At 70.0% G+C, this 18,907-nt stretch carries 20 protein-coding genes; 11 read left to right on the plus strand and 9 right to left on the minus strand.

The genetic code is table 11. The annotated features are described in order from the left end of the window. Positions 1-150: 150 nt before the first annotated feature. The 6 genes from GEV07_23160 to GEV07_23185 all read left to right on the plus strand — a co-directional run bounded on the left by GEV07_23160 (position 151) and on the right by GEV07_23185 (position 6,356). Complete coding sequence (locus GEV07_23160; GenBank protein MQA05491.1) at positions 151-1,011, plus strand: deoxyribonuclease IV; 861 nt, start codon at positions 151-153, stop codon at positions 1,009-1,011. Positions 1,012-1,242: 231 nt separating this feature from the next. Further along, the gene (gene aroF, locus GEV07_23165) at positions 1,243-2,277 is read left to right on the plus strand and encodes a 3-deoxy-7-phosphoheptulonate synthase (GenBank protein MQA05492.1); all 1,035 of its coding nucleotides are present in this window, start codon (positions 1,243-1,245) and stop codon (positions 2,275-2,277) included. A gap of 348 nt (positions 2,278-2,625) precedes the next feature. Then, positions 2,626-3,204, plus strand: coding sequence for an ABC transporter permease subunit (locus GEV07_23170; GenBank protein MQA05493.1), 579 nt, complete (start codon positions 2,626-2,628; stop codon positions 3,202-3,204). A 4-nt stretch (positions 3,205-3,208) separates the two neighbouring features. Continuing rightward, positions 3,209-4,432, plus strand: coding sequence for a betaine/proline/choline family ABC transporter ATP-binding protein (locus GEV07_23175; GenBank protein MQA05494.1), 1,224 nt, complete (start codon positions 3,209-3,211; stop codon positions 4,430-4,432). A gap of 112 nt (positions 4,433-4,544) precedes the next feature. Next, on the plus strand, positions 4,545-5,339 hold the full coding sequence (locus GEV07_23180; protein ID MQA05495.1) for an ABC transporter permease subunit: 795 nt from the start codon (positions 4,545-4,547) through the stop codon (positions 5,337-5,339). Beyond that, complete coding sequence (locus GEV07_23185) at positions 5,340-6,356, plus strand: glycine/betaine ABC transporter substrate-binding protein (GenBank protein MQA05496.1); 1,017 nt, start codon at positions 5,340-5,342, stop codon at positions 6,354-6,356. It abuts the gene before it with no gap. On the opposite strand, the gene GEV07_23190 is transcribed toward GEV07_23185, so the two are convergent. The 6 genes from GEV07_23190 to GEV07_23215 all read right to left on the minus strand — a co-directional run bounded on the left by GEV07_23190 (position 6,349) and on the right by GEV07_23215 (position 11,452). After that, the gene (locus tag GEV07_23190; protein ID MQA05497.1) at positions 6,349-7,737 is read right to left on the minus strand and encodes a 3-deoxy-7-phosphoheptulonate synthase class II; all 1,389 of its coding nucleotides are present in this window, start codon (positions 7,735-7,737) and stop codon (positions 6,349-6,351) included. The genes GEV07_23185 and GEV07_23190 overlap by 8 nt on opposite strands. Further along, positions 7,715-8,293 carry a hypothetical protein gene (locus GEV07_23195; GenBank protein MQA05498.1) on the minus strand — a complete coding sequence of 193 codons (579 nt, stop codon included), beginning with the start codon at positions 8,291-8,293 and terminating at the stop codon, positions 7,715-7,717. Before GEV07_23195 ends, GEV07_23190 begins: the two co-directional genes overlap by 23 nt. Next, positions 8,293-8,757: a DUF3592 domain-containing protein gene (locus GEV07_23200; protein MQA05499.1), complete on the minus strand. Its 465-nt coding sequence runs from the start codon at positions 8,755-8,757 to the stop codon at positions 8,293-8,295. The genes GEV07_23195 and GEV07_23200 overlap by 1 nt, the downstream gene beginning before the upstream one ends. Positions 8,758-8,948: 191 nt before the next feature. Then, on the minus strand, positions 8,949-9,383 hold the full coding sequence (locus GEV07_23205) for a DUF3592 domain-containing protein (protein MQA05500.1): 435 nt from the start codon (positions 9,381-9,383) through the stop codon (positions 8,949-8,951). A gap of 163 nt (positions 9,384-9,546) precedes the next feature. Beyond that, on the minus strand, positions 9,547-10,572 hold the full coding sequence (locus GEV07_23210) for an ATP-dependent 6-phosphofructokinase (GenBank protein MQA05501.1): 1,026 nt from the start codon (positions 10,570-10,572) through the stop codon (positions 9,547-9,549). A gap of 94 nt (positions 10,573-10,666) precedes the next feature. Then, the gene (locus tag GEV07_23215) at positions 10,667-11,452 is read right to left on the minus strand and encodes a 1-acyl-sn-glycerol-3-phosphate acyltransferase (protein ID MQA05502.1); all 786 of its coding nucleotides are present in this window, start codon (positions 11,450-11,452) and stop codon (positions 10,667-10,669) included. Between the two features lie 184 nt (positions 11,453-11,636). On the opposite strand from GEV07_23215, the gene GEV07_23220 reads away from it, so the two are divergent. The 5 genes from GEV07_23220 to GEV07_23240 all read left to right on the plus strand — a co-directional run bounded on the left by GEV07_23220 (position 11,637) and on the right by GEV07_23240 (position 15,721). Continuing rightward, positions 11,637-12,395, plus strand: a complete 759-nt coding sequence (locus GEV07_23220; protein ID MQA05503.1) for an alpha/beta fold hydrolase — start codon at positions 11,637-11,639, stop codon at positions 12,393-12,395. Positions 12,396-12,436: 41 nt separating this feature from the next. Next, a complete protein-coding gene (locus GEV07_23225) occupies positions 12,437-13,156 on the plus strand; it encodes a hypothetical protein (protein ID MQA05504.1) in 720 nt (239 codons plus the stop codon). A 2-nt stretch (positions 13,157-13,158) separates the two neighbouring features. Beyond that, positions 13,159-14,400 (plus strand): TIGR00300 family protein, encoded by a 1,242-nt coding sequence (locus GEV07_23230; protein ID MQA05505.1) that lies wholly within the window; start codon positions 13,159-13,161, stop codon positions 14,398-14,400. Between the two features lie 106 nt (positions 14,401-14,506). Beyond that, on the plus strand, positions 14,507-15,142 hold the full coding sequence (locus tag GEV07_23235) for a hypothetical protein (GenBank protein ID MQA05506.1): 636 nt from the start codon (positions 14,507-14,509) through the stop codon (positions 15,140-15,142). An 81-nt stretch (positions 15,143-15,223) separates the two neighbouring features. Beyond that, on the plus strand, positions 15,224-15,721 hold the full coding sequence (locus tag GEV07_23240) for a DUF4395 family protein (protein MQA05507.1): 498 nt from the start codon (positions 15,224-15,226) through the stop codon (positions 15,719-15,721). A gap of 3 nt (positions 15,722-15,724) precedes the next feature. Here GEV07_23240 and GEV07_23245 read toward each other — a convergent pair whose 3' ends face one another. The 3 genes from GEV07_23245 to GEV07_23255 form a co-directional block, all read right to left on the minus strand. Next, entirely contained in the window at positions 15,725-17,176 is a 1,452-nt protein-coding gene (locus GEV07_23245) for an FAD-dependent oxidoreductase (GenBank protein MQA05508.1), read from the minus strand. Positions 17,177-17,195: 19 nt separating this feature from the next. Beyond that, entirely contained in the window at positions 17,196-18,698 is a 1,503-nt protein-coding gene (locus tag GEV07_23250; protein ID MQA05509.1) for an aldehyde dehydrogenase family protein, read from the minus strand. Positions 18,699-18,744: 46 nt separating this feature from the next. Then, on the minus strand, positions 18,745-18,907 hold a 163-nt coding region (locus tag GEV07_23255; GenBank protein ID MQA05510.1), incomplete at its 5' end, for an FCD domain-containing protein.

Consider the following 18,907-nt stretch of genomic DNA (forward strand, 5'->3'; position numbering starts at 1 on the left):
ACCGACGGACGCCAGGCGACGACAGATGTCACAGCCGGCGTTTCGGGGACCCGGATCGGGCGGTCGGTAGGGTCGACACCGGTGGCCGCACACCGTGAGCAAGCGGAGACCCGGCCGAAGCATGACTGTTACGCACGCGAAGGAGGTCGGGTGGCACGCCGCCCACGGCTGACGCCGATAGGTGCCCACGTCCCGGCAACGAAGGGCATCGCCACCGGCGGCCTCGCGTACGCCGAACGGGTGGGCGCGGAAGCGGTGCAGGTGTTCCTCTCCAACCCCCGCGGCTGGGCGCCGTCGGCGGGCAAGCCCGCGGAGGACGCCGCATTCGCCGAACGCACCGTGGAGCGGGGCATCCCCTCGTTCGTGCACGCGCCGTACCTGGTGAACGTGGGCTCCCCCGACCCGGTCACCTACGAACGTTCTGTGGCATGCGTCGCGCACGCGCTGCGGCGCGCGCACGCGATCGTGGCCCGCGGCGTCGTCGTGCACACCGGGTCGGCCGTCACGGCGGCGCACCGCCCCGCGGCGTTCGGGCAGATCCGCGACGGCCTGCTCCCGTTGCTCGACCAGCTGCCCGACGACGGTCCCGACCTGCTGCTCGAGCCGACCGCCGGCGGCGGCGAACCGCTGTGCGCACGGGTGGACGACCTCACCGAGTACCTCGCGGCGCTCGACGACCACCCCCGGGTGGGCGTCTGCCTGGACACCTGCCACGTCTTCGCCGCCGGCCACGACCTCACCGCTGACGGCGGCGTGGCAGCCATGCTCCGCGCACTTACGCACGCGGCCGGCAAGGGGCGGCTGCGCCTGGTGCATGCGAACGACTCCAAGGACCCGGCGGGCTCGCTGCGCGACCGGCACGAGAATGTCGGCGGCGGCACACTCGGCACCCAGCCGTTCGCCGACCTGCTGAACCATCCCACGGCACGTGGCGTCCCCTTCATCGTCGAGACCCCGGGAGATGCCGACCGCTGCGCCGCAGACATCGACACGCTGAAGGGCCTGCGCTGAGCGCTCACCCGGGGGCTGTGACGCGTCCGCGACGGCGATCGGATACGCTTCGTCTCGTGCTAGGCCGTTGGTACTTTCTCTATGACGTGGGCTCCGAGTCAGCCGGAGCGGCACGTCGGTTCGGCCCTGCGCCCAGATAACCGGCAACACCGCGAAGCAGCCTCGGAGCCCACGGGCCCGAGGCTTTTTTCATGACCAGCCCCCGACGGGCGAAGACTATGGAGGATCGACATGGTCGTCGTGATGGACACCACCGCGAGCGACGAAGACATCGAGAGAGTCGCAGAGGCCGTACGGTCGGCCGGCGGCGAGGCATTCGTGAGCCGCGGCGTCGCGCGCACGATCGTAGGGCTGGTCGGTGACGTCGACCACTTCGACCGGCTCGACCTCCGCACGCTGCCGGGCGTCGCCGACGTCGTCCGGATCTCGGCGCCGTACAAGCTGGTGAGCCGCGAACACCATTCCGAACGCTCGACGATCCACGTCGGCGGCGTGCCGATCGGGCCGGGCAAGTTCACCCTGATCGCCGGCCCGTGCGCGGTCGAGGACTCCAGGCAGGCCCACGAGGCCGCGGAGATGGCGAAAGCCGCAGGCGCGGCACTGCTGCGCGGCGGCGCGTTCAAGCCGCGCACCTCCCCGTACGCCTTCCAGGGCCTCGGCGAGAAGGGGCTGGAGATCCTCGCGTCGGCACGGGAGGCGACCGGTCTGCCGATCGTCACCGAGGTCGTCGACGCGCACGACGTGCCGCTGGTCTGTGAGTACACCGACATGCTCCAGGTCGGGACCAGGAACATGCAGAACTTCGCACTGCTGCAGGCAGTGGGCGCGGCAAACAAGCCGGTGATGCTCAAGCGCGGCCTGAACGCCACCATCGAAGAGTGGCTGATGGCCGCGGAGTACGTCGCGCAGCGCGGCAACCTCGACATCGTGCTGTGCGAGCGCGGCATCCGCACCTTCGAGAAGGCGACGAGGAACACCCTCGACATCAGCGCGGTGCCGGTGGCACAACAGCTCTCGCACCTGCCGGTGATCGTCGACCCGTCGCACGCGGCGGGGCTGCGTGAGCTCATCGTGCCGCTCGCGCGCGCCGGGATCGCCGTGGGCGCGGACGCGCTCATGGTGGACGTCCACCCGCACCCCGAGGACGCCCGCGTCGACGGGGCGCAGGCGCTGGTGGGCAGCGACCTGCGCGACCTGGCGAACGCCGTGCGCAGCCTGCCGCCGCTGGTCGGCCGCACCCTCACCACAGGAGCGGACGCCGCGTAGGCGCTGCTCACCCGACGTGACCACACCGGGCCTGGTACTGCCGCGTACCAGGTCCGGTTGTGTAATCTTGTCAACCGCGCGAAAATGCAGTGTGACCTGCACTAAAGCGGAAAGCTGACCAGATCTCCTGGGACGCTCAACGTCACCATGGTTGCCAGCAGCCGGGGTCGCTCCGCTACCGTGTCGTCCGCACAACCGACGGGAGTGACGCACTAACCTCAGGCGACGTCAGAATCGCGGCGCCGGAGCAGCTGCTCGATCTGGTGAGGAGAACGCGTCGTGGGTTTCTGGGAGTTCCTGGCCGATCGCCGGGAAATACTCACATTCCAGGGCTGGCAACACGTCTGGATGGTGGTCCAGTGTGTGTTCTGGGCGACCGTCATCGCGGTTGGCGTCGCCGTCCTGGTCTACAAGTCACCGGCAGGTTCCAGCGTCGCCAACGCGGTCTCCGCGATCGGCCTGACGATTCCTTCTTTCGCACTACTCGGCCTGCTGATCGCTCCGCTCGGGCTCGGCATCGGGCCCTCGGTCATCGCGCTCGCGTTCTACGCCGCGCTGCCGATCCTGCGTAACGCGATCGTCGGCCTCGCCGGAGTGGACAGCACGCTCATCGAGTCCGCCAAGGGCATGGGGATGGGCAAGCTACGCACGTTGCTGCGCGTGGAGCTGCCGGTCGCCTGGCCGGTCATCCTCGCCGGGGTGCGGGTGTCGACCCAGCTGGTGATGGGCATCGGCGCGATCGCCGCGTACGTCAGCGGTCCCGGCCTCGGCGGCTTGATCTTCTCCGGCCTCAGCCGGCTCGGTGGCGTCAACGCGGTGAACGAAGCCCTGTCCGCCACCTTGCTCATCGTCATCCTGGCGCTGCTGCTCGACCTGCTCCTGCTGCTCGTCGGCCGCCTGACCATCTCGAGGGGTATCCGTGTCTGAGACCATCGCAACCGAGGGAACCGCCACGGGCGAGCTGCACGGTGGCGCGTCGATCGAACTCGACAACGTGACGAAGAGGTACCCGGGGCAGACCAAGCCCGCGGTGGACTCGTTCAACGTGAACATCAACGCCGGCGAGATCGTCATGTTCGTCGGGCCTTCGGGGTGTGGCAAGACGACCACGCTGAAGATGATCAACCGGCTGATCGAGCCGACCGGCGGCCGGATCGTCATCGGTGGCGAGGACGTCACCGGCATCGACGCCGACCAGCTGCGCCGCAGGATCGGCTACGTCATCCAGGCCGGCGGCCTGTTCCCGCACATGACCGTCGCCGCGAACATCGGCCTGGTGCCCGGCATGTTGAAGTGGGACAAGAAGCGCATCACCGACCGCGTCGACGAGCTGCTCGAGCTGGTCGGCCTGGACCCCGAGCAGTACAAGAACAGGTACCCGCGCGAGCTGTCCGGCGGCCAGCAGCAACGGGTCGGCGTGGCCAGGGCACTGGCCGCCGATCCCCCGGTGCTGTTGATGGACGAGCCGTTCGGCGCCGTCGACCCGATCACCAGGCAGCGGCTGCAGGACGAGCTGCTGCGGATCCACGAAGAGGTACCGAAGACGATCTGCTTCGTCACGCACGACTTCGACGAGGCCGTGAAGCTCGGCGACCGGATCGCGATTCTCACCGAGGGCGCCCACATCGCCCAGTTCGACACCCCGGACGCCATCCTGGCGAACCCGGCCAACGACTTCGTCGAGGACTTCATCGGCCACGGGTCGACGCTCAAGCAGCTCACCCTGACCAAGGTCAGCGAGGTCGAGCTCGATCCCGCCACCACGGTGGCCATCGGCGAGGACGCCGCCGACGCCGCCCGCCGCGCCCGCCAGGACGGCAACACCGAGGTCCTCGTGCTCGACGACCGCAAGCGCCCGGTGCGTTGGGAAGAGGTCAAGGACCTGGAACGCGACGGCGGCACCGTGCCGAGAGGCAGCGGCCAGGTCGACACGGTGGGCAGGCTCGCGACGTTGAACGACGCGCTCGACACCATGCTGATGTCCAGCCAGGGCTGCGCCGTCGTCACCGGCAAGGGCGACGAGTTCCTCGGCCTGGTCTCGGTCGAGTCGGTGATGCACGCGATCCAGAGCGCCAGGGATAGCGCGAAGGACCAGCAGATCGGCATCACCGGCAAGACGGCGGCACCGGCCGAGCCCGCCGGAGAGGCCGGCTGAGCATGACTCCCCACCCCGTCGATCTCGCGCGCTCCGCTCCTCGATCACGCGCGCTGAGTGCAGCTGGCACGGCCCCCATGCTCGCTACCATACGAACGCGGGAGGTCTCCTCATGACCACCGCCACCGTGGAACCACCCAAGGTCGATCCGGACGCCATCGCCGCAGAGATCGGCGAGTCGCGGCTGGCCAAGTGGCTGAAGCTGTCCATCCAGCCGGTCATCGTGGCACTGGCCCTCGGGGCCTACCTGGTCTGGCGGGCCACCGCCGACCTCGACTCCATCGAGGCGCGTGCCCTCTCGTGGAGCAACCTGGGCAACTTCACCTGGGAGCACATCCAGCTGTCGTTCGTCGCCACGGTGATCGTGCTCGCCCTCGCCATCCCGCTCGGCGTGGTCCTCACCAGACCGGCCACGAGAAGGCTGGCGCCGTTGGTGGTCGGTATCGCCAACATCGGGCAGGCCGCACCCGCGGTGGGGTTGATCGTGCTCGCCGCCCTGATCTTCGACCTCGGCTTCTGGCCGGCGATCGGCGCGCTCACGCTGTACGGTCTGCTGCCCTCGCTGCGTAACACCATCGTCGGTCTCGACCAGGTGGACAGCCGACTGGTGGAAGCGGGCCGTGGCATGGGCATGTCGGCCGCGGCCGTACTGTTCCGCGTCGAGCTGCCACTGGCCGTCCCCGTCATCGTCGCAGGCGCAAGGACGGCGCTCGTGCTGCTCGTCGGCACCGCGGCGCTGGCCGGTTTCATCGACGGCGGCGGCCTCGGCGAGCTCATCACCGTCGGCATCAAGCTCTCCCGTGGCGCCGTCCTGGTCTCCGGTGCGCTGCTGGTGGCGCTGCTGGCACTGCTCATCGACTGGCTGGGCCGTATCGTCGAAGAGATCGCCCGACCGAAGGGGATCTGAATGTTCGTTACCCGTTCCCAGCAGGCACGGTGGCGACGGGCCGGTCTCGCCCTGCTCGCGGCCGCCGCGCTGACCGCGATCATGGCCGGCTGCGGGCTGAAGGCGGCCTCGCAGTTCATCCCGCCGGCCGAGGCCGGCACGGTGAAGCCGATCCCCGCCCTCGACGGCGTCGAGCTCACCGTCGGGTCGAAGGACTTCACCGAGCAGCTCATCCTGGGCAAGATAGCGGTGATCCTGCTCGACGTCGCGGGCGCGACGGTCACCGACAACACCAACATCCAGGGCAGCAACGCCGCCAGGAAGGCGCTGGAGGGCGGGTCGATCGACCTCTACTGGGAGTACACCGGCACGTCCTGGATCTCGTACAACACGCACACCAAGCCGATCAAGAACCAGCAGCGGCAGTGGCAGGTCGTGCACGACGAGGACATCAAGGAGAACGGCGTCAAGTGGCTGCCCGCCGCGGACCTGAACAACACCTACGCGCTCGCCGTCCGCGAGGAAGAGGCGAAGAATCTCGACGTGCAGAAACTGTCCGACCTCGAGGGCCTGGACACCAGCGACCTCACCTTTTGCGTGGAGTCGGAGTTCGCCAACCGTGACGACGGCTTCCCCGGCATGCTGGAGACGTACGGCATGTCGCTGAAGCAGGGCGGTGGCAAGAAGGTCATCCCGTCGGGCAACGTCCGGAACATGGAGACCGGTGTCGTCTACACCGCGACGGACAAGGGCACCTGCAACTTCGGCGAGGTGTTCACCACCGACGGCAGGATCAAGGGCCTCGGCCTGCGCGTACTGGAGGACGACAAGCAGTTCTTCCCGAACTACAACGTCGCGGTCACCATCAACGAGGAGACCTACAAGCAGCACCCGCAGCTGGCGCAGGTGTTCGAGGGCGTCACCAACGAGCTCACCAACGACGAGATGGCGGTGCTCACCTCGCAGGTGGACATGGAAGGCGCCGACCCGGCGATCGTCGCCCGCGACTGGCTGAAGGAGAAGGGCTTCGTCACCTGACCGTACGGGCCTGCTGCAGCATCTCCGCGACGAGGAACGCCAGCTCCAGCGACTGGCTGGCGTTCAGCCGCGGGTCGCAGGCCGTCTCGTAGCGGTACGGCAGGTGCTCGTCGCCGATCGCGTGGCCGCCGCCGAGGCACTCGGTGACGTCGTCACCGGTGAGCTCGACGTGCACTCCCCCGGGCACCGTGCCGAGCGACCTGTGCACCTCGAAGAACCCGGTGACCTCGTCGATCACGTCGTCGAAGCGCCGGGTCTTGAAGCCGTTCGCCGACTCGAAGGTGTTGCCGTGCATCGGGTCGCAGACCCAGACGACGGCGCGGCCGGTCGCCTCGATCTTCTCCACCACCGCGGGCAGCCGGTGCCGCACCGTCGCCGCGCCCATCCGCACCACGAAGCTCAGCCGGCCCGGTTCGCCTTCCGGGTCCAGCCGTTCCGCGAGCGCGACGGCGTCCTCCGGGTCGGTGTTCGGGCCCAGCTTGACGCCGACCGGGTTCGCGATCCGGCTCACCAGCTCCACGTGGGCGCCGTCGACCTGCCTGGTGCGCTCCCCGACCCACACCAGGTGACCGGACAGGTCGTACAGCCCGCCGGGCTCCTGCCGGCACAGCGCGGTCTCGTAGTCGAGCAGCAGGGCCTCGTGGCTGGCGAACAGGTCGACGCCGTGCGCCGGGCCGCTCTCCAGGTCCACCCCGCAGGCCCGCATGAACGCCAGCGCGCGGTCGATGTCGTTGGCCATGTCCTCGTAGCGCTGGAACACCGGGCTGCTGCCGACGAAGTCGGTGTTCCAGGCGTGCACCCGGTCCAGGCCGGCGAACCCGCCGGTCGCGTACGCCCGAACCAGGTTCAGCGTGTGCGCCGCGGCGTTGTACGCCTGCAGCATCCGCCGCGGGTCCGGCTGCCGGTCCTGCTGGTTCGGCGCTACCGAGTTGACCGCGTCACCGCGGTACGACGGCAGCTCCACGCCGTCCACGGTCTCCGTCGGTTTGCTGCGCGGCTTCGCGTACTGGCCGGCGATCCGGCCCAGCTTGACCACCGGCACCGAGGCACCGTAGGTCAGCACGACGGCCATCTGCAGCAGCACCTTTACCTTGGCGCGGATCTGCTCGGCGGTCACCGACGCGAACGTCTCGGCGCAGTCGCCGCCCTGCAGCAGGAACGCCTCGCCCCGCGACACGGCCGCCAGCCGCTCCCGCAGCTGGTCGCACTCGTTCGCCACCACGAGCGGTGGCAGGTCACGCAGCTCGGCGCGTACCTGCCGCAGCTCGTCGGCGGGCCACTCGGGCTGCTGGTGGGCGGGCAGGTCGGCGCAGGCGACGCGTAGCTCCTCCACAGTGCTCACGGCACCAAGCGTAATGTCAGCTCGGACCGGCGAGCACATGCTCCCTGTCCCCGACGCGTTCGGCGAGCACCACGTGCTGTGGCGCCCACCGCGCAACGGCGGCCTGGACGCCCACGGCGTCCACGCGACCGTCGGTTACCCGGCTGCGGAGCTGATCGGGGATGGCGGACGGATCGCGGGGATCGTAGATGACCCCGGCGATGCCCTTGGGCAGCGGAGCACTCCGGATCAACCGCACCCCCACCTGCGCCGGGCCCGGCTCCACCTTTCCTGGCGCCGGCGCGTCCCTGACCAGCACGACCTGCCAGACGGACGTCCACGGCACCTGCGCCTCGCCGAGACGCACACCGCGCTCGTCGACGCTCAACTGCACGCCGGGCCGGATGATGCCCCACACACCGGAGCCGGTGGTCATGGCGAACATGAAGTACCCGAACGGCTGGAGCCCGTCGAAGAAGTGCTGCATCACCAGGCCGAGCGAACCGAAGGCAACCAGGGAGAGCAGGTCCTTGAGCTGCCTCCAGCCACGCGGTCTCCGCACGACGTAGCCGTCGCGGTGGCTGGACCAGTCGCCCAGCAGACCGTCGAGGCGCATCAGAGCCGCCCGATCAGGTCGGCGAGCGCCCCGTTGCCGATCAGCATGGAGACGCCGAAGGTGGCCGCCACTGCCCCGGCGAGCATGAAGACCACCGTCATGACGCCCACGGACGTGCCCTTCCCCGCGTAGGCCTGCAACGGATCGGCGGCGTCGTAGGTCACCGTCACCTGCTGGCCGGCGTGGTACCGCGGCGGCGACATGCCGTTCCCCGCCACCGTCTGCACCTCTTTGCCGTCGTTGGTCTGGAATGCGAGGACCGGGTAGTAGATGTAGTGGCCGGACCGGTCGCTGTTACCGCTGTTCCACTCCGCCCGGACATCGGTCACCAGGCCGACGCACCGCACCGCACGTTTGCGAAACGACAACCAGGTGGCCGTCGAGCGGATGCCGGAGACGACGAAGATGCTGCCCACCAGCACGAACATACCCGGAACGAACAGGTCGAGATCGAGAGCATCCATACTTGTCTCCGATGCGCGTGGCCGGGTGCTGGTTCGGCGGCGCCAAGAGAGTCTGGGCCGGGCGCCACCTGCTCCGGTTCACCCGGCGACCACGAAACCCGCGATACCGAAGAGACGCGAACCGGCCGTCTCGATCACGTGCAGCGGGCGGCGCTGCGCCGGCACCACGTAGCCGGGGCTCATCATGTTCATCACCCGCCTCCGAGCAACAGCGACGGGTTGCCGAAGGCCAGCAGACCGACCACGAGGAACACGCAACCGGCCACGACCACCAAGACGGCCGACAGCTCGGTCATCAGCTCAGTGTCCGCATACGCTGTTCTGGGATCGCGCGGGTCATAGCGGACGCCGACCTGGTCGCCGACCTGGTAGTCCGTCACACTGCGCGAGTAGTTCTTCGCCTCCGCCTGCACGTCGCGGCCGTCGACCGTGCGGAAGGCGAGCACCGGGTGGTAGCCGCTGCGAATTACCTGGCCTCCCTTGACCCGAATGCGGATGTCCATGACGACACCGCCCACCTTGATTGCACGGCGTCGGAACAACCACAGCGACACGACCCGGTAGAGGCCGTAGCCGAACGTGCCGACGCCCGCGGCGGTGAGTACCACCGGCAGGAAACTGAACATCCCGGCTCCGAACACGCCCGCCTCCGCAAGACCTCGTTGTGAGTTGACCAGGCGATGCCGCCGTCCGCCAGCCGAAGGCTGGCCCGCCCGGCCACGGCACCCCTCGTGCGCCAGACGCAGCCCTGCACGGTTAGGTTCCGAACCGGCGACCCCGCGCGTCGGCTCAGCCGAAGAAGACCTCGGCCTCCTGGTAGCGCTCCGGGGAGACGGTCTTCAGCTCGTCGACCGCCTCGGCCAGCGGCACCCGGACGATCTCGGTGCCGCGCAAGGCGACCATCGAGCCGTATTCGCCCTCGTGCACGGCATCGATCGCCTGCAGGCCGAACCTGGTCGCCAGCACCCGGTCGAACGCCGTCGGGGTGCCGCCGCGCTGGATGTGGCCGAGCACCGTGCAGCGGGCCTCCTTGCCGGTGCGGTTCTCCACCTCCTTGGACAGCCACTCCCCGATGCCGCCGAGCCGCACGTGCCCGAACGCGTCGAGGTCGGCCTCCTGCGTGACCATCTGGCCCTCGAGCGGCATCGCGCCCTCCGCGACCACCACGATCGGCGCGTACCTGTTGCGGAACCTGTTCTCGATGTGGGCGCAGACCTGCTCGACGTCGAACCGCTGCTCCGGCAGCAGGATGACGTTCGCGCCGCCTGCCATGCCGCCGTGCAGCGCGATCCAGCCGGCGTGCCGACCCATCACCTCGACGATCAGCACCCGGTGGTGCGACTCCGCCGTGGTGTGCAGCCGGTCGATGGCCTCCATCACGATGTTCACCGCGGTGTCGAAGCCGAACGTGAAGTCGGTGGCACCGAGGTCGTTGTCGATCGTCTTCGGCACGCCGACGACGTGCACCCCGCGGTCGTACAGCTTGCGTGCGACGCCGAGGGTGTCCTCGCCGCCGATGGCGACGAGCGCGTCGATCTCCAGCTTCGCCAGGTTCTCGGCGATCCGCTCGTACCCGCCGTCGACCTTCTCCGGGTTGGTCCGCGACGAGCCGAGGACGGTGCCGCCGCGCGGCAGGATCCCGCGCACGGCCGCGACGTCGAGCGGGACGTAGTCGCCCTCGATCGGCCCGCGCCAGCCGTCCCTGAACCCGCAGACCTCGTAGCCGTAGACCTCGACGCCCTTGCGCACGACCGACCTGATCACGGCATTCAGCCCGGGGCAGTCGCCCCCGCCTGTCAGCACTCCGACGCGCATTCGATTCCCCTCACCGGACGGCAGTTCGCGCCGCACAGCTTAACGAGACCCACGGCATCGGGGTGTGCGGGGCGCTGTGCTCGATCTCCGCAGGTCAGCTGGCCCGCGGGTGCGCCTCGTCGTCGCCGGCCGCGACGTCCGGCAGCTGCTCGAGCTCCCGTTCCGCCTTCTTCGCGGCCTCGATCTCCTTCTTCACCGTGCTGGCGTACCTGTCGACGTACTCCTGCCCGGACAGCTTCATGATCGCGTACATCAGCTCGTCGGTCATGGCGCGCAGTACGTACCTGTCGTTGCCCATGCCCTCGTACCTGGAGAAGTCGAGCGGCTCGCCCAGCGCCATGCCGACCGGCCCGCGCTTCGGCATGGTGCGCCCCGGCGGGTGGATCTCCCTGGTGCCGAACATGGCGCACGGCACGACAGGCGCGTTGCTCTCGATGGCGATCCTCGCGACGCCGGTGTGGCCGCGGTGCAGCCGGCCGTCGGGCGACCTCGTGCCCTCCGGGTAGATGCCGAGCACGTTGCCCTGGGAGAGCACCTTCAGACCCGCACGCAGCGCAGACTCGGCGGCCCGGCCGCCGGACCGGTCGATCGGCAGCTGGCCGATCCCCCGGAAGAACGCCGCAGTCGCGCGGCCCTTGATCCCCCGGCCGGTGAAGTAGTCGGACTTGGCGAGGAAGGTCATCTTGCGGGGTACGACGAGCGGCAGGAACACCGAGTCCGAGAACGACAGGTGATTGCTCGCGATGATCACGGGGCCGTCGTCGGGTACGTTCTCCAGGCCGGTCACCCACGGCTTGAACGACACCTGAAGCACGGGCTTCAATGTCGTCTTGAGCGTCGAGTAGAGCACCGAACCTCCCCGCTGGCGGACGCCGCCCATCGGCCCCGGCACCCAGGCGAACACGTCCTGACAGGGAACCCTAGCCGAGACACCGTCCCTCGCGGTAGCGCACTGCCAGGTTCCGCCTGGTGACGCGGGGTACGACGGGTGGGGTGGGCCGGTTCTCGCGCCGGCGCGTGTTCCGTGCGAACATCGAGGATCCGCACGAGGAGGAGGAACAGGCGTGCCCGTAACACCTGGTGCGGAGCCCTACCGGCACGACGGCGGCCCGGTCGGTGTGCTCCTGTGCCACGGCTTCACCGGTTCGCCGTTCGCCCTACGGCCGTGGGCCGAGCACTTCGCCGACGCCGGTTACACCGTGTACGTGCCACGGCTACCCGGCCACGGCACCAGCTGGCGGGAGGCGAACCTGACCCGCTGGGAGGACTGGTACGCGGAGATCGACCGCGCGTTCCGTGAACTGCGCGGCAACTGCGACCAGGTGGCCGTCTGCGGGCTGTCCATGGGCGGCGCGCTCGCGCTGCTGCTCGCCGAGCGCTACGGCGCCGACATCACCGCGCTGGTGCTGGTCAACCCTTCGGTGCTGGGTCTCGACCGGCGGGTGCGGCTGCTGCCCGTGCTGCGCTACACCGTCCCCTCGCTGGCGAGCATCGCCAACGACATCAAGAAGGACGGCGTCACGGAGGGTGCGTACGACCGCACGCCGGTGAAGGCGCTCTACTCCGTCACGAAGCTGTGGGCCGCCGTGCGGAGGAACCTGTCCAGGGTCGACCAGCCGTTGCTGATCTTCCGCAGCAGCGAGGACCACGTCGTGGAGGCGGAGAACGTCGAACTCATCCGCGCCTCGGTGTCGTCCGCCGAGGTGGAGGTGCGGCAGCTGGACAACAGCTACCACGTGGCGGTGCTCGACCACGACGCGCCGCAGATCTTCGCCGAGTCGGCGGAGTTCTTGGCCCGCCACACGCACGGCGCGAGACACTAGGCAGCAGCGGGCGTCGAAGCGAGAGCTGGAGGACTACCACCGTGGGGCGCGACAACGGGCTGGAGGCGGACGACTTCGTCTTCCTCGGCACCGTCAACGGACGGCTGGCCGAGGAGTTGCTGGCAGACCTCGGCGCGGAAGGCATCGCGGCGTACACAGCACCTGCCAACGCCGACGAACGCGAACACGACGAGCGCGTCTACGTCGACGAGCACTCGCTGAGCTACGCCCGCGCGCTCATGCGCCGTACGGTCGCGGCGGCCGCCGACACCGGCGAGCCGGCGGCGAGCACGGCCGACGCGGACACCGAGGAGGCCTGGGCACGCCTGGTCGCGGACTTCCACCGCGACCGCGACGAGGCCGACGACGACCCGCCGTGGCCGCGTGCCGAGGACGTCCCAGACACCGACGAGGAGCCGGCGAAGGAGCCCGCAGACGACCCGCCGGCGGAGAAGAAGGCCAAGGTGACGGTCGTCGACCTGGACGCCGAACCGGACGAGGTGGTGGACGACGACCACTACGTCCGGCCGGAACCGCCGACGCTGCCCAAGGGCGACCTGCTGACGAAGGCCGCCTGGGCGGTGATGCTCGTGGCGGTCGTGTACCCGATCACGGCGATCGCGCTCGACTGGAAGATCCCCGGCTGGGCGGTCGTGCTCGCGGTCGCGGGCTTCGTCGGCGGTGTGGTCGTACACGTGATCCGGATCCGCGACCCGCACGACGACGGTGGCGGTGACAGCGACAACGGCGCGGTGGTGTGACCGTGCAGTACAGCGACTCCGTGGAGATCCACGGCCACCTGATGGACGAGGGCATCCTCGCGCGCCTGCTCGACGACGTACTGGACTACGGCTGCGAGTACACCATCGAGCGGTTCACCATCGGCCGGCAGCACGACGACGAGTCGTCCGCGCAGATCACCGTGAGCGCACCGGAAGAGGAGACCCTGCAGCGCCTGTTGATGCGCCTGCAGCGGCACGGCGCGAACCTGGTGGAGCCGGGCGCGGCGGTGCTCCGCGAGGCGCCCGCGGACGGCGTCTTCCCCGACGACTTCTACTCGACCACCAACCTGGAGACCGTGGTACGCCTGGACGGCCGGTGGGTGCCGGTGGAGAACCCGGAGATGGACTGCGGCCTGGTCGTCGCCGACCACCGGGCGCGTACCCTGCCGGTCTCCGACGTCCGCGCCGGTGACCTCGTGGTGTGCGGCGCCGCCGGGGTGCGGGTCACCCCGAGCGCGTCCAGGTCCGGGCACAGCGACAGCGTCTTCGAGTTCATGAAGTCCGAGGTGTCCAGCGAGAAGCCGCAGGCGGTGCTGGTGCAGCGGATCGCCGACCAGATGCGCGACGTCAAGCGCGAGGGCCGCAAGGTGCTGTGGGTCGGCGGCCCCGCCATCGTGCACACCGGCGCGGCACCGGCGATGGTGACGCTGATCGAGGCCGGCTACGTCGACGTCCTGTTCGCCGGCAACGCGCTGGCCACCCACGACATCGAGGCCGCGCTGTTCGGCACCTCGCTCGGCGTCGACCTCAGCAAGGCACGCGGCGTCGAGCACGGCCACGAGCACCACATCAGGGCGATCAACGCCGTCCGCCGCGCCGGCTCGATCCACAAGGCGGTCGCGGACGGCACCCTGACCAGCGGCGTCATGCACGCCCTGGTCGCCGGCGACAGGCGGTACGTCCTCGTCGGCTCGGTGCGCGACGACGGGCCGCTGCCCGACGTCTACACCGACGTCATCGAGGGCCAGCGGGCGATGCGCGCCGAACTGCCCGGCGTCGGGTTCGTGCTGATGATCGCGACCATGCTGCACTCGATCGCGACCGGCAACCTGCTGCCCGCGTCGATCCCGCTGGCGTGCGTCGACATCAACCCCGCGACCGTCACCAAGCTCGCCGACCGCGGCTCGACCCAGGCCCTCGGCGTGGTGACCGACACCGGCCTGTTCCTGCACCAGCTCGCCTCCGAACTGGTACCGAACTACCGGCCCGGCCGGCCGGCGTGACCGCGCACCCCGTCGACCTCCCGCGCTCCGCTCCTCGCTCACGCACGGCCGGCACCCCACCCACGGCCGGCATCCTCGCTGCGATGCTCACGCGGGAGGCCTCCTCATGACCGACCGGGTGCGGCTGGCCACCGTCCAGCTGCGTGGGCTGCTGCGTGGTGGCGCCGACGTCGCCGCGTCGTTGGGTGCGCTCGACGCCGACGTCGTCTGCGTGCAGGGCACGCCGCGGTGGGTGCGGTGGCGCACCCGCTGTGCGGCGCTCGCCCGCCGGGCCGGGCTGGTCTACGTCACCGGTGGCGGCAGCGCGAGCGGCACCATGCTGCTGTGCTCCCCGCGCGCGTTCGTCGCCCACCGGGAGGACTTCCCGCTGCCGGGCATCGCGCAGCCGGCCGGCCGGAGCCTGGCGATCGCCGTGTTCTCGTTCACCGGCGGCCAGCAGCTGGTGGTCGGCAGCGTCCGGCTGGGCCGGGCCGCCGGCGAGCGGCTGCGGCACCTGGACCTGATCGCCCGCCGCCTGGTGTCGCTGGGCCGGAAGTACTCGGCACCGTACGCACTCGCCGGTGACCTGCACGAACCGGCCGCGGGCCGAGCTGGCGCCACCTGGCCACCATGCTCCCCGGCGGCCGCGAACCGGTCGCGCCGGGTGGCCGGGCCGGCCAGCCGGGCACCGCCGGCATCTTCGCCAGCACCCCGCTCGGGCCCGGCGCAGGCACCGCGGCGGACGGTGTGCGGCAGGCCGTGATCGCCGAACTGGAGCTGACCAACCGTCCCGCGTAGTGAGATTGCGGCCACGTAGCGTACGGGTCCTGCGTACCATCTGTCCATGCCCTCGCGAGGGATCCTTGCGTTCCCCAACCCGGTGAATGAGAAGGCGGCGCGGGCGGTGGCCGCCGGTGTGGTGGTGCTCGCCGCGCTTACGCTGCTCACGCAGTGGTTCTGGCTGCTCGTCCCGCTGGCGTACGGCTTCCTGGCCCGGATGCTCACCGGTCCGACGCTGAGCCCGCTCGGCCAGCTCGCCACCCGTGTGCTCGCGCCACGGCTGGGCGAACCCCGGCTGGTGGCCGGCCCGCCCAAGCGGTTCGCGCAGGGCATCGGCGCGGCGATCACCGTGGCCGCGCTGGTCACGTACTACGGCTTCGGCCTGGTCGTACCGACCATCGTGCTCGTCGCGATGATCGCCGTCGCGGCCGGGCTGGAGGCGGTGTTCGCGTTCTGCCTCGGCTGCCGGATCTTCGCCTGGCTGATGCGGATCGGCGTCATCCCCGCGTCCACCTGCGAAGCCTGCGACCAGGTCGCGCTGCGCCACCAGCCCACGGCCTGACGGCTACCGCTTCGCGGCCTCTGCACCTGCGATGCGGCCGAAGACGGCGCCCTTCAGCACCGACGTGGAACCGGTGTAGCGGGTGTAGTACGACCCGATGATCTCGCCGGCCGCGTACAGCCCGCGGATGGCCGTGCCGTCGCGGTCCACCACCTGCGCCTGCGGGTCGACCTTCAGCCCGCCGAAGGTGAACACGTTCGCCGCCGTGATCGGGTAGGCGCGGTACGGCGCCGTGTCGATCGGCCGCGCCCAGTTCGACTTCTCCGGCTGCAGGTCGGTGGTGGCCAGCCCGTCGGTACGCAGCGGGTCGAAGCTGCCGGCGTCCGGGCAGGCCCGGTTGTACGCCGCCACCGTCGCCCGCAGGGTTTCCGCGGGGATCTCCAGCTGCTCGGCGAGCGCCTCCAGCGTGTCCCCCTCGATCGCCGGCCGGTCGGTACGAACGGCGCGCTGCCAGGTCGGCACGTCGTCGATCTTGCCGTCCAGGAGCACGTAGCCGATGCCGCGCGGCTGCTCGTTGATCACCCTGGTGACAGCCTCGTACGTCGCGTCCGCCGGGCCCGGCGCCTCGTCCACGAACCGCTCGCCGTGCAGGTTGACCAGGATGCCGTAAGGGAACACGAAGATCGCCGGCTCCGCCTGCGACGAGCGCGGGTCCTGCGGCTCGGCGTGGAACAGGCTGTAGTTGCCCGCCGACGACGCCCCCGCGGCCAGCGCCATCTCGATGCCCTCGCCCTTGTTGTAGTAGCCGCCGCGCGCGATCGGGCGGCAGACCAGCGCGCGCCCACCGAAGTAGCGCGCCTGCATCTCCGCGTTGCCCTCGAAGCCGCCGCACGCCAGCACCACCCGGCCGGTGAAGTCGACCGGCTCGCCGTCCGCACGCACGGCGGTCACGCCGGTGACCGCACCGTCGTCGCCGCGCAGCAACCCGCGCGCGGACGTACGGAAGTGGAAGTCGACGCCGCGGTCGGTGGCCGCCTCGGTCAACGTCTCCACGAGTGCGAGCCCGCCGCCGACCGGAGCCAGCCTGGTCGTCGACGTGGTGATGAACCCGGTGGTGGTCGGCCCGAACTCCACCCCGAAGCCACGCAACCAGCCCAGCGTCGGCCCCGCGGACTGCGCGAACGTCCCGACCACCTCGGGGTCGAGGATGTGCATCGCCTTCAGGTTCGACGGCCACGAAGACCGGTCGCGTACGAGCTCCTCGGTGAGGCCAGGGTCCGGGTAGCCCATGAAGTCGCCGAGCAGCGAGTCCTCGAAGTCCGCGGAGACCTCGTCCTCCGACTTCATCCGCAGGTATGCCTCGGTGTACCTGGTGTTGCCGCCGCTCTCCTCGGCCGGCGCCCGTTCGAGCACGGCGACCCGTGCGCCGGCCTCGTGTGCCGACAGCGCGGAGGCCAGTCCGGCGATGCCAGCACCGACCACCACCACGTCGTACTGCTCGGTCGTGTTCGTCATCTCTCGCGCCTTTCCGGGTTCACGCTCGCGGGTTGAACGGGTCCTTGACGCCCTGGCCGACATCCACCCAGACGCTCTTCTCCTCGGTGTACTCGTAGAGCGCGTCGGGGCCGTTCTCCCGGCCCACGCCGCTCTGGTCGAAGCCGCCGAACGGCGTCAGGTACGACGTCTTGCGGTAGTTGTTGATCCAGACGGTGCCGGCCCGCAGCTTCGACGCCATCCGGTGCGCCCGCGGCAGGTTGAGTGTCCAGACGCCTGCCGCCAGGCCGAACTCGGTGTCGTTGGCGATCTGCAGCGCCTCGTCCTCGTCGGCGAACTTGAGCACGCTGGCGACCGGCCCGAAGACCTCTTCCCTCGCGATGCGCATGTCGTTGGTGACGTCGGCGAACACCGTCGGCTGCACGAACAGCCCCTGGTCGAGCCCGGGGCCGGTTGCCCGCTGCCCGCCGGCGGCCAGCCGTGCACCGTCGTCCTGCGCGATGTCGAAGTAGCGCAGCACCTTCTCGAACTGTGCCGGCGACGCCACGGTGCCCATCTCCGTGTCGTCGGCGCGGGGGTCGCCGAGCTTGATCTTCTTCGCCCGCTCGGCGAGCTTCGTCACTACCTCGTCGTAGATCGAATCCTGCACGAGGATGCGCGAGCCGGCCATGCACGACTGCCCGCTCGCCCCGAAGATGCCCGCGACCATGCCGTTGAGCGCGACATCCAGGTCCGCGTCGTCGAACACGACGTTCGGCGACTTGCCGCCGAGCTCGAGCGACAGCCGGGTCAGCGACGAGCCCGCTGCAGTGGCGATGGCGCGCCCGGTGGCGGTCGAGCCTGTGACGGCGATCTTGTCCACGCCGGGGTGCTCCGACAGCGCGCGCCCGGCCGGGTCGGCAAGACCGGTGATGACGTTGAACACGCCCGGCGGCAACCCGGCCTCGACGGCGAGCTCGGCCAGCCGCAGCGTCGACACCGGCGTGATCTCCGACGGCTTCGCGACGAGGGTGTTGCCGGTCGCAAGCGCCGGCCCGAGCTTCCACGCGAGCAACAGGATCGGCGAGTTCCACGGGGTGACGGCGGCGACCACACCGAGCGGCTGCCGCACCGTGTAGTTCATCATGCCCGGCAGGTGCACGGGGTTCGTCCGGCCGCCGTGCGTCTGCGCCAGGCCCGCGTAGTAGTGGAAGTGGTCAGGCAGCAGCTTCATCTGGCCGACCATCTCGCGCATCAGCTTGCCGTTCTCGCGCACCTGGAGCTCTGCCAGCTCCTCGGCGTGGTCGCCAAGCAGGTCGCCGAACCGCCGCAACAGCCGGGCGCGCTCGGGCACGATGGTGTCCGCCCAGGGTCCGGACGTGAACGCCTTGCGCGCGGACGCGATGGCGGCGTCGACGTCCGCCGCACTGGCGTCGGGCACCTGGGTCCAGGTCTCTCCCGTGTACGGATCGGCGACGTCGATGTAGGCCCCAGAAGACGGCGGCCGCGACTCGTTGTCGATGAACAGGCCGTACCGCTTGGCGTCCTGCACGTCACTGGGCATTGCGTTCGTCCTCCAGCACTGGCATGGGTTTGTCGTCTTACGGGGATTACGTCAGCGCACGCAACGCCGACTCCTCGCTCGCGGCGAGATGTCGGCGCATGGCGTCCTTGGCCTGCTCCACGTCACCGGCACGCAACGCGGTGAGGATCTCCTCGTGCTCACGCACCGCCTGCTCGGTGCGTTGCTCCGTCGTGGCGACACTGAGGTAC

It is taken from the genome of Streptosporangiales bacterium (assembly GCA_009379825.1).
GTDB lineage: Bacteria > Actinomycetota > Actinomycetes > Streptosporangiales > WHST01 > WHST01.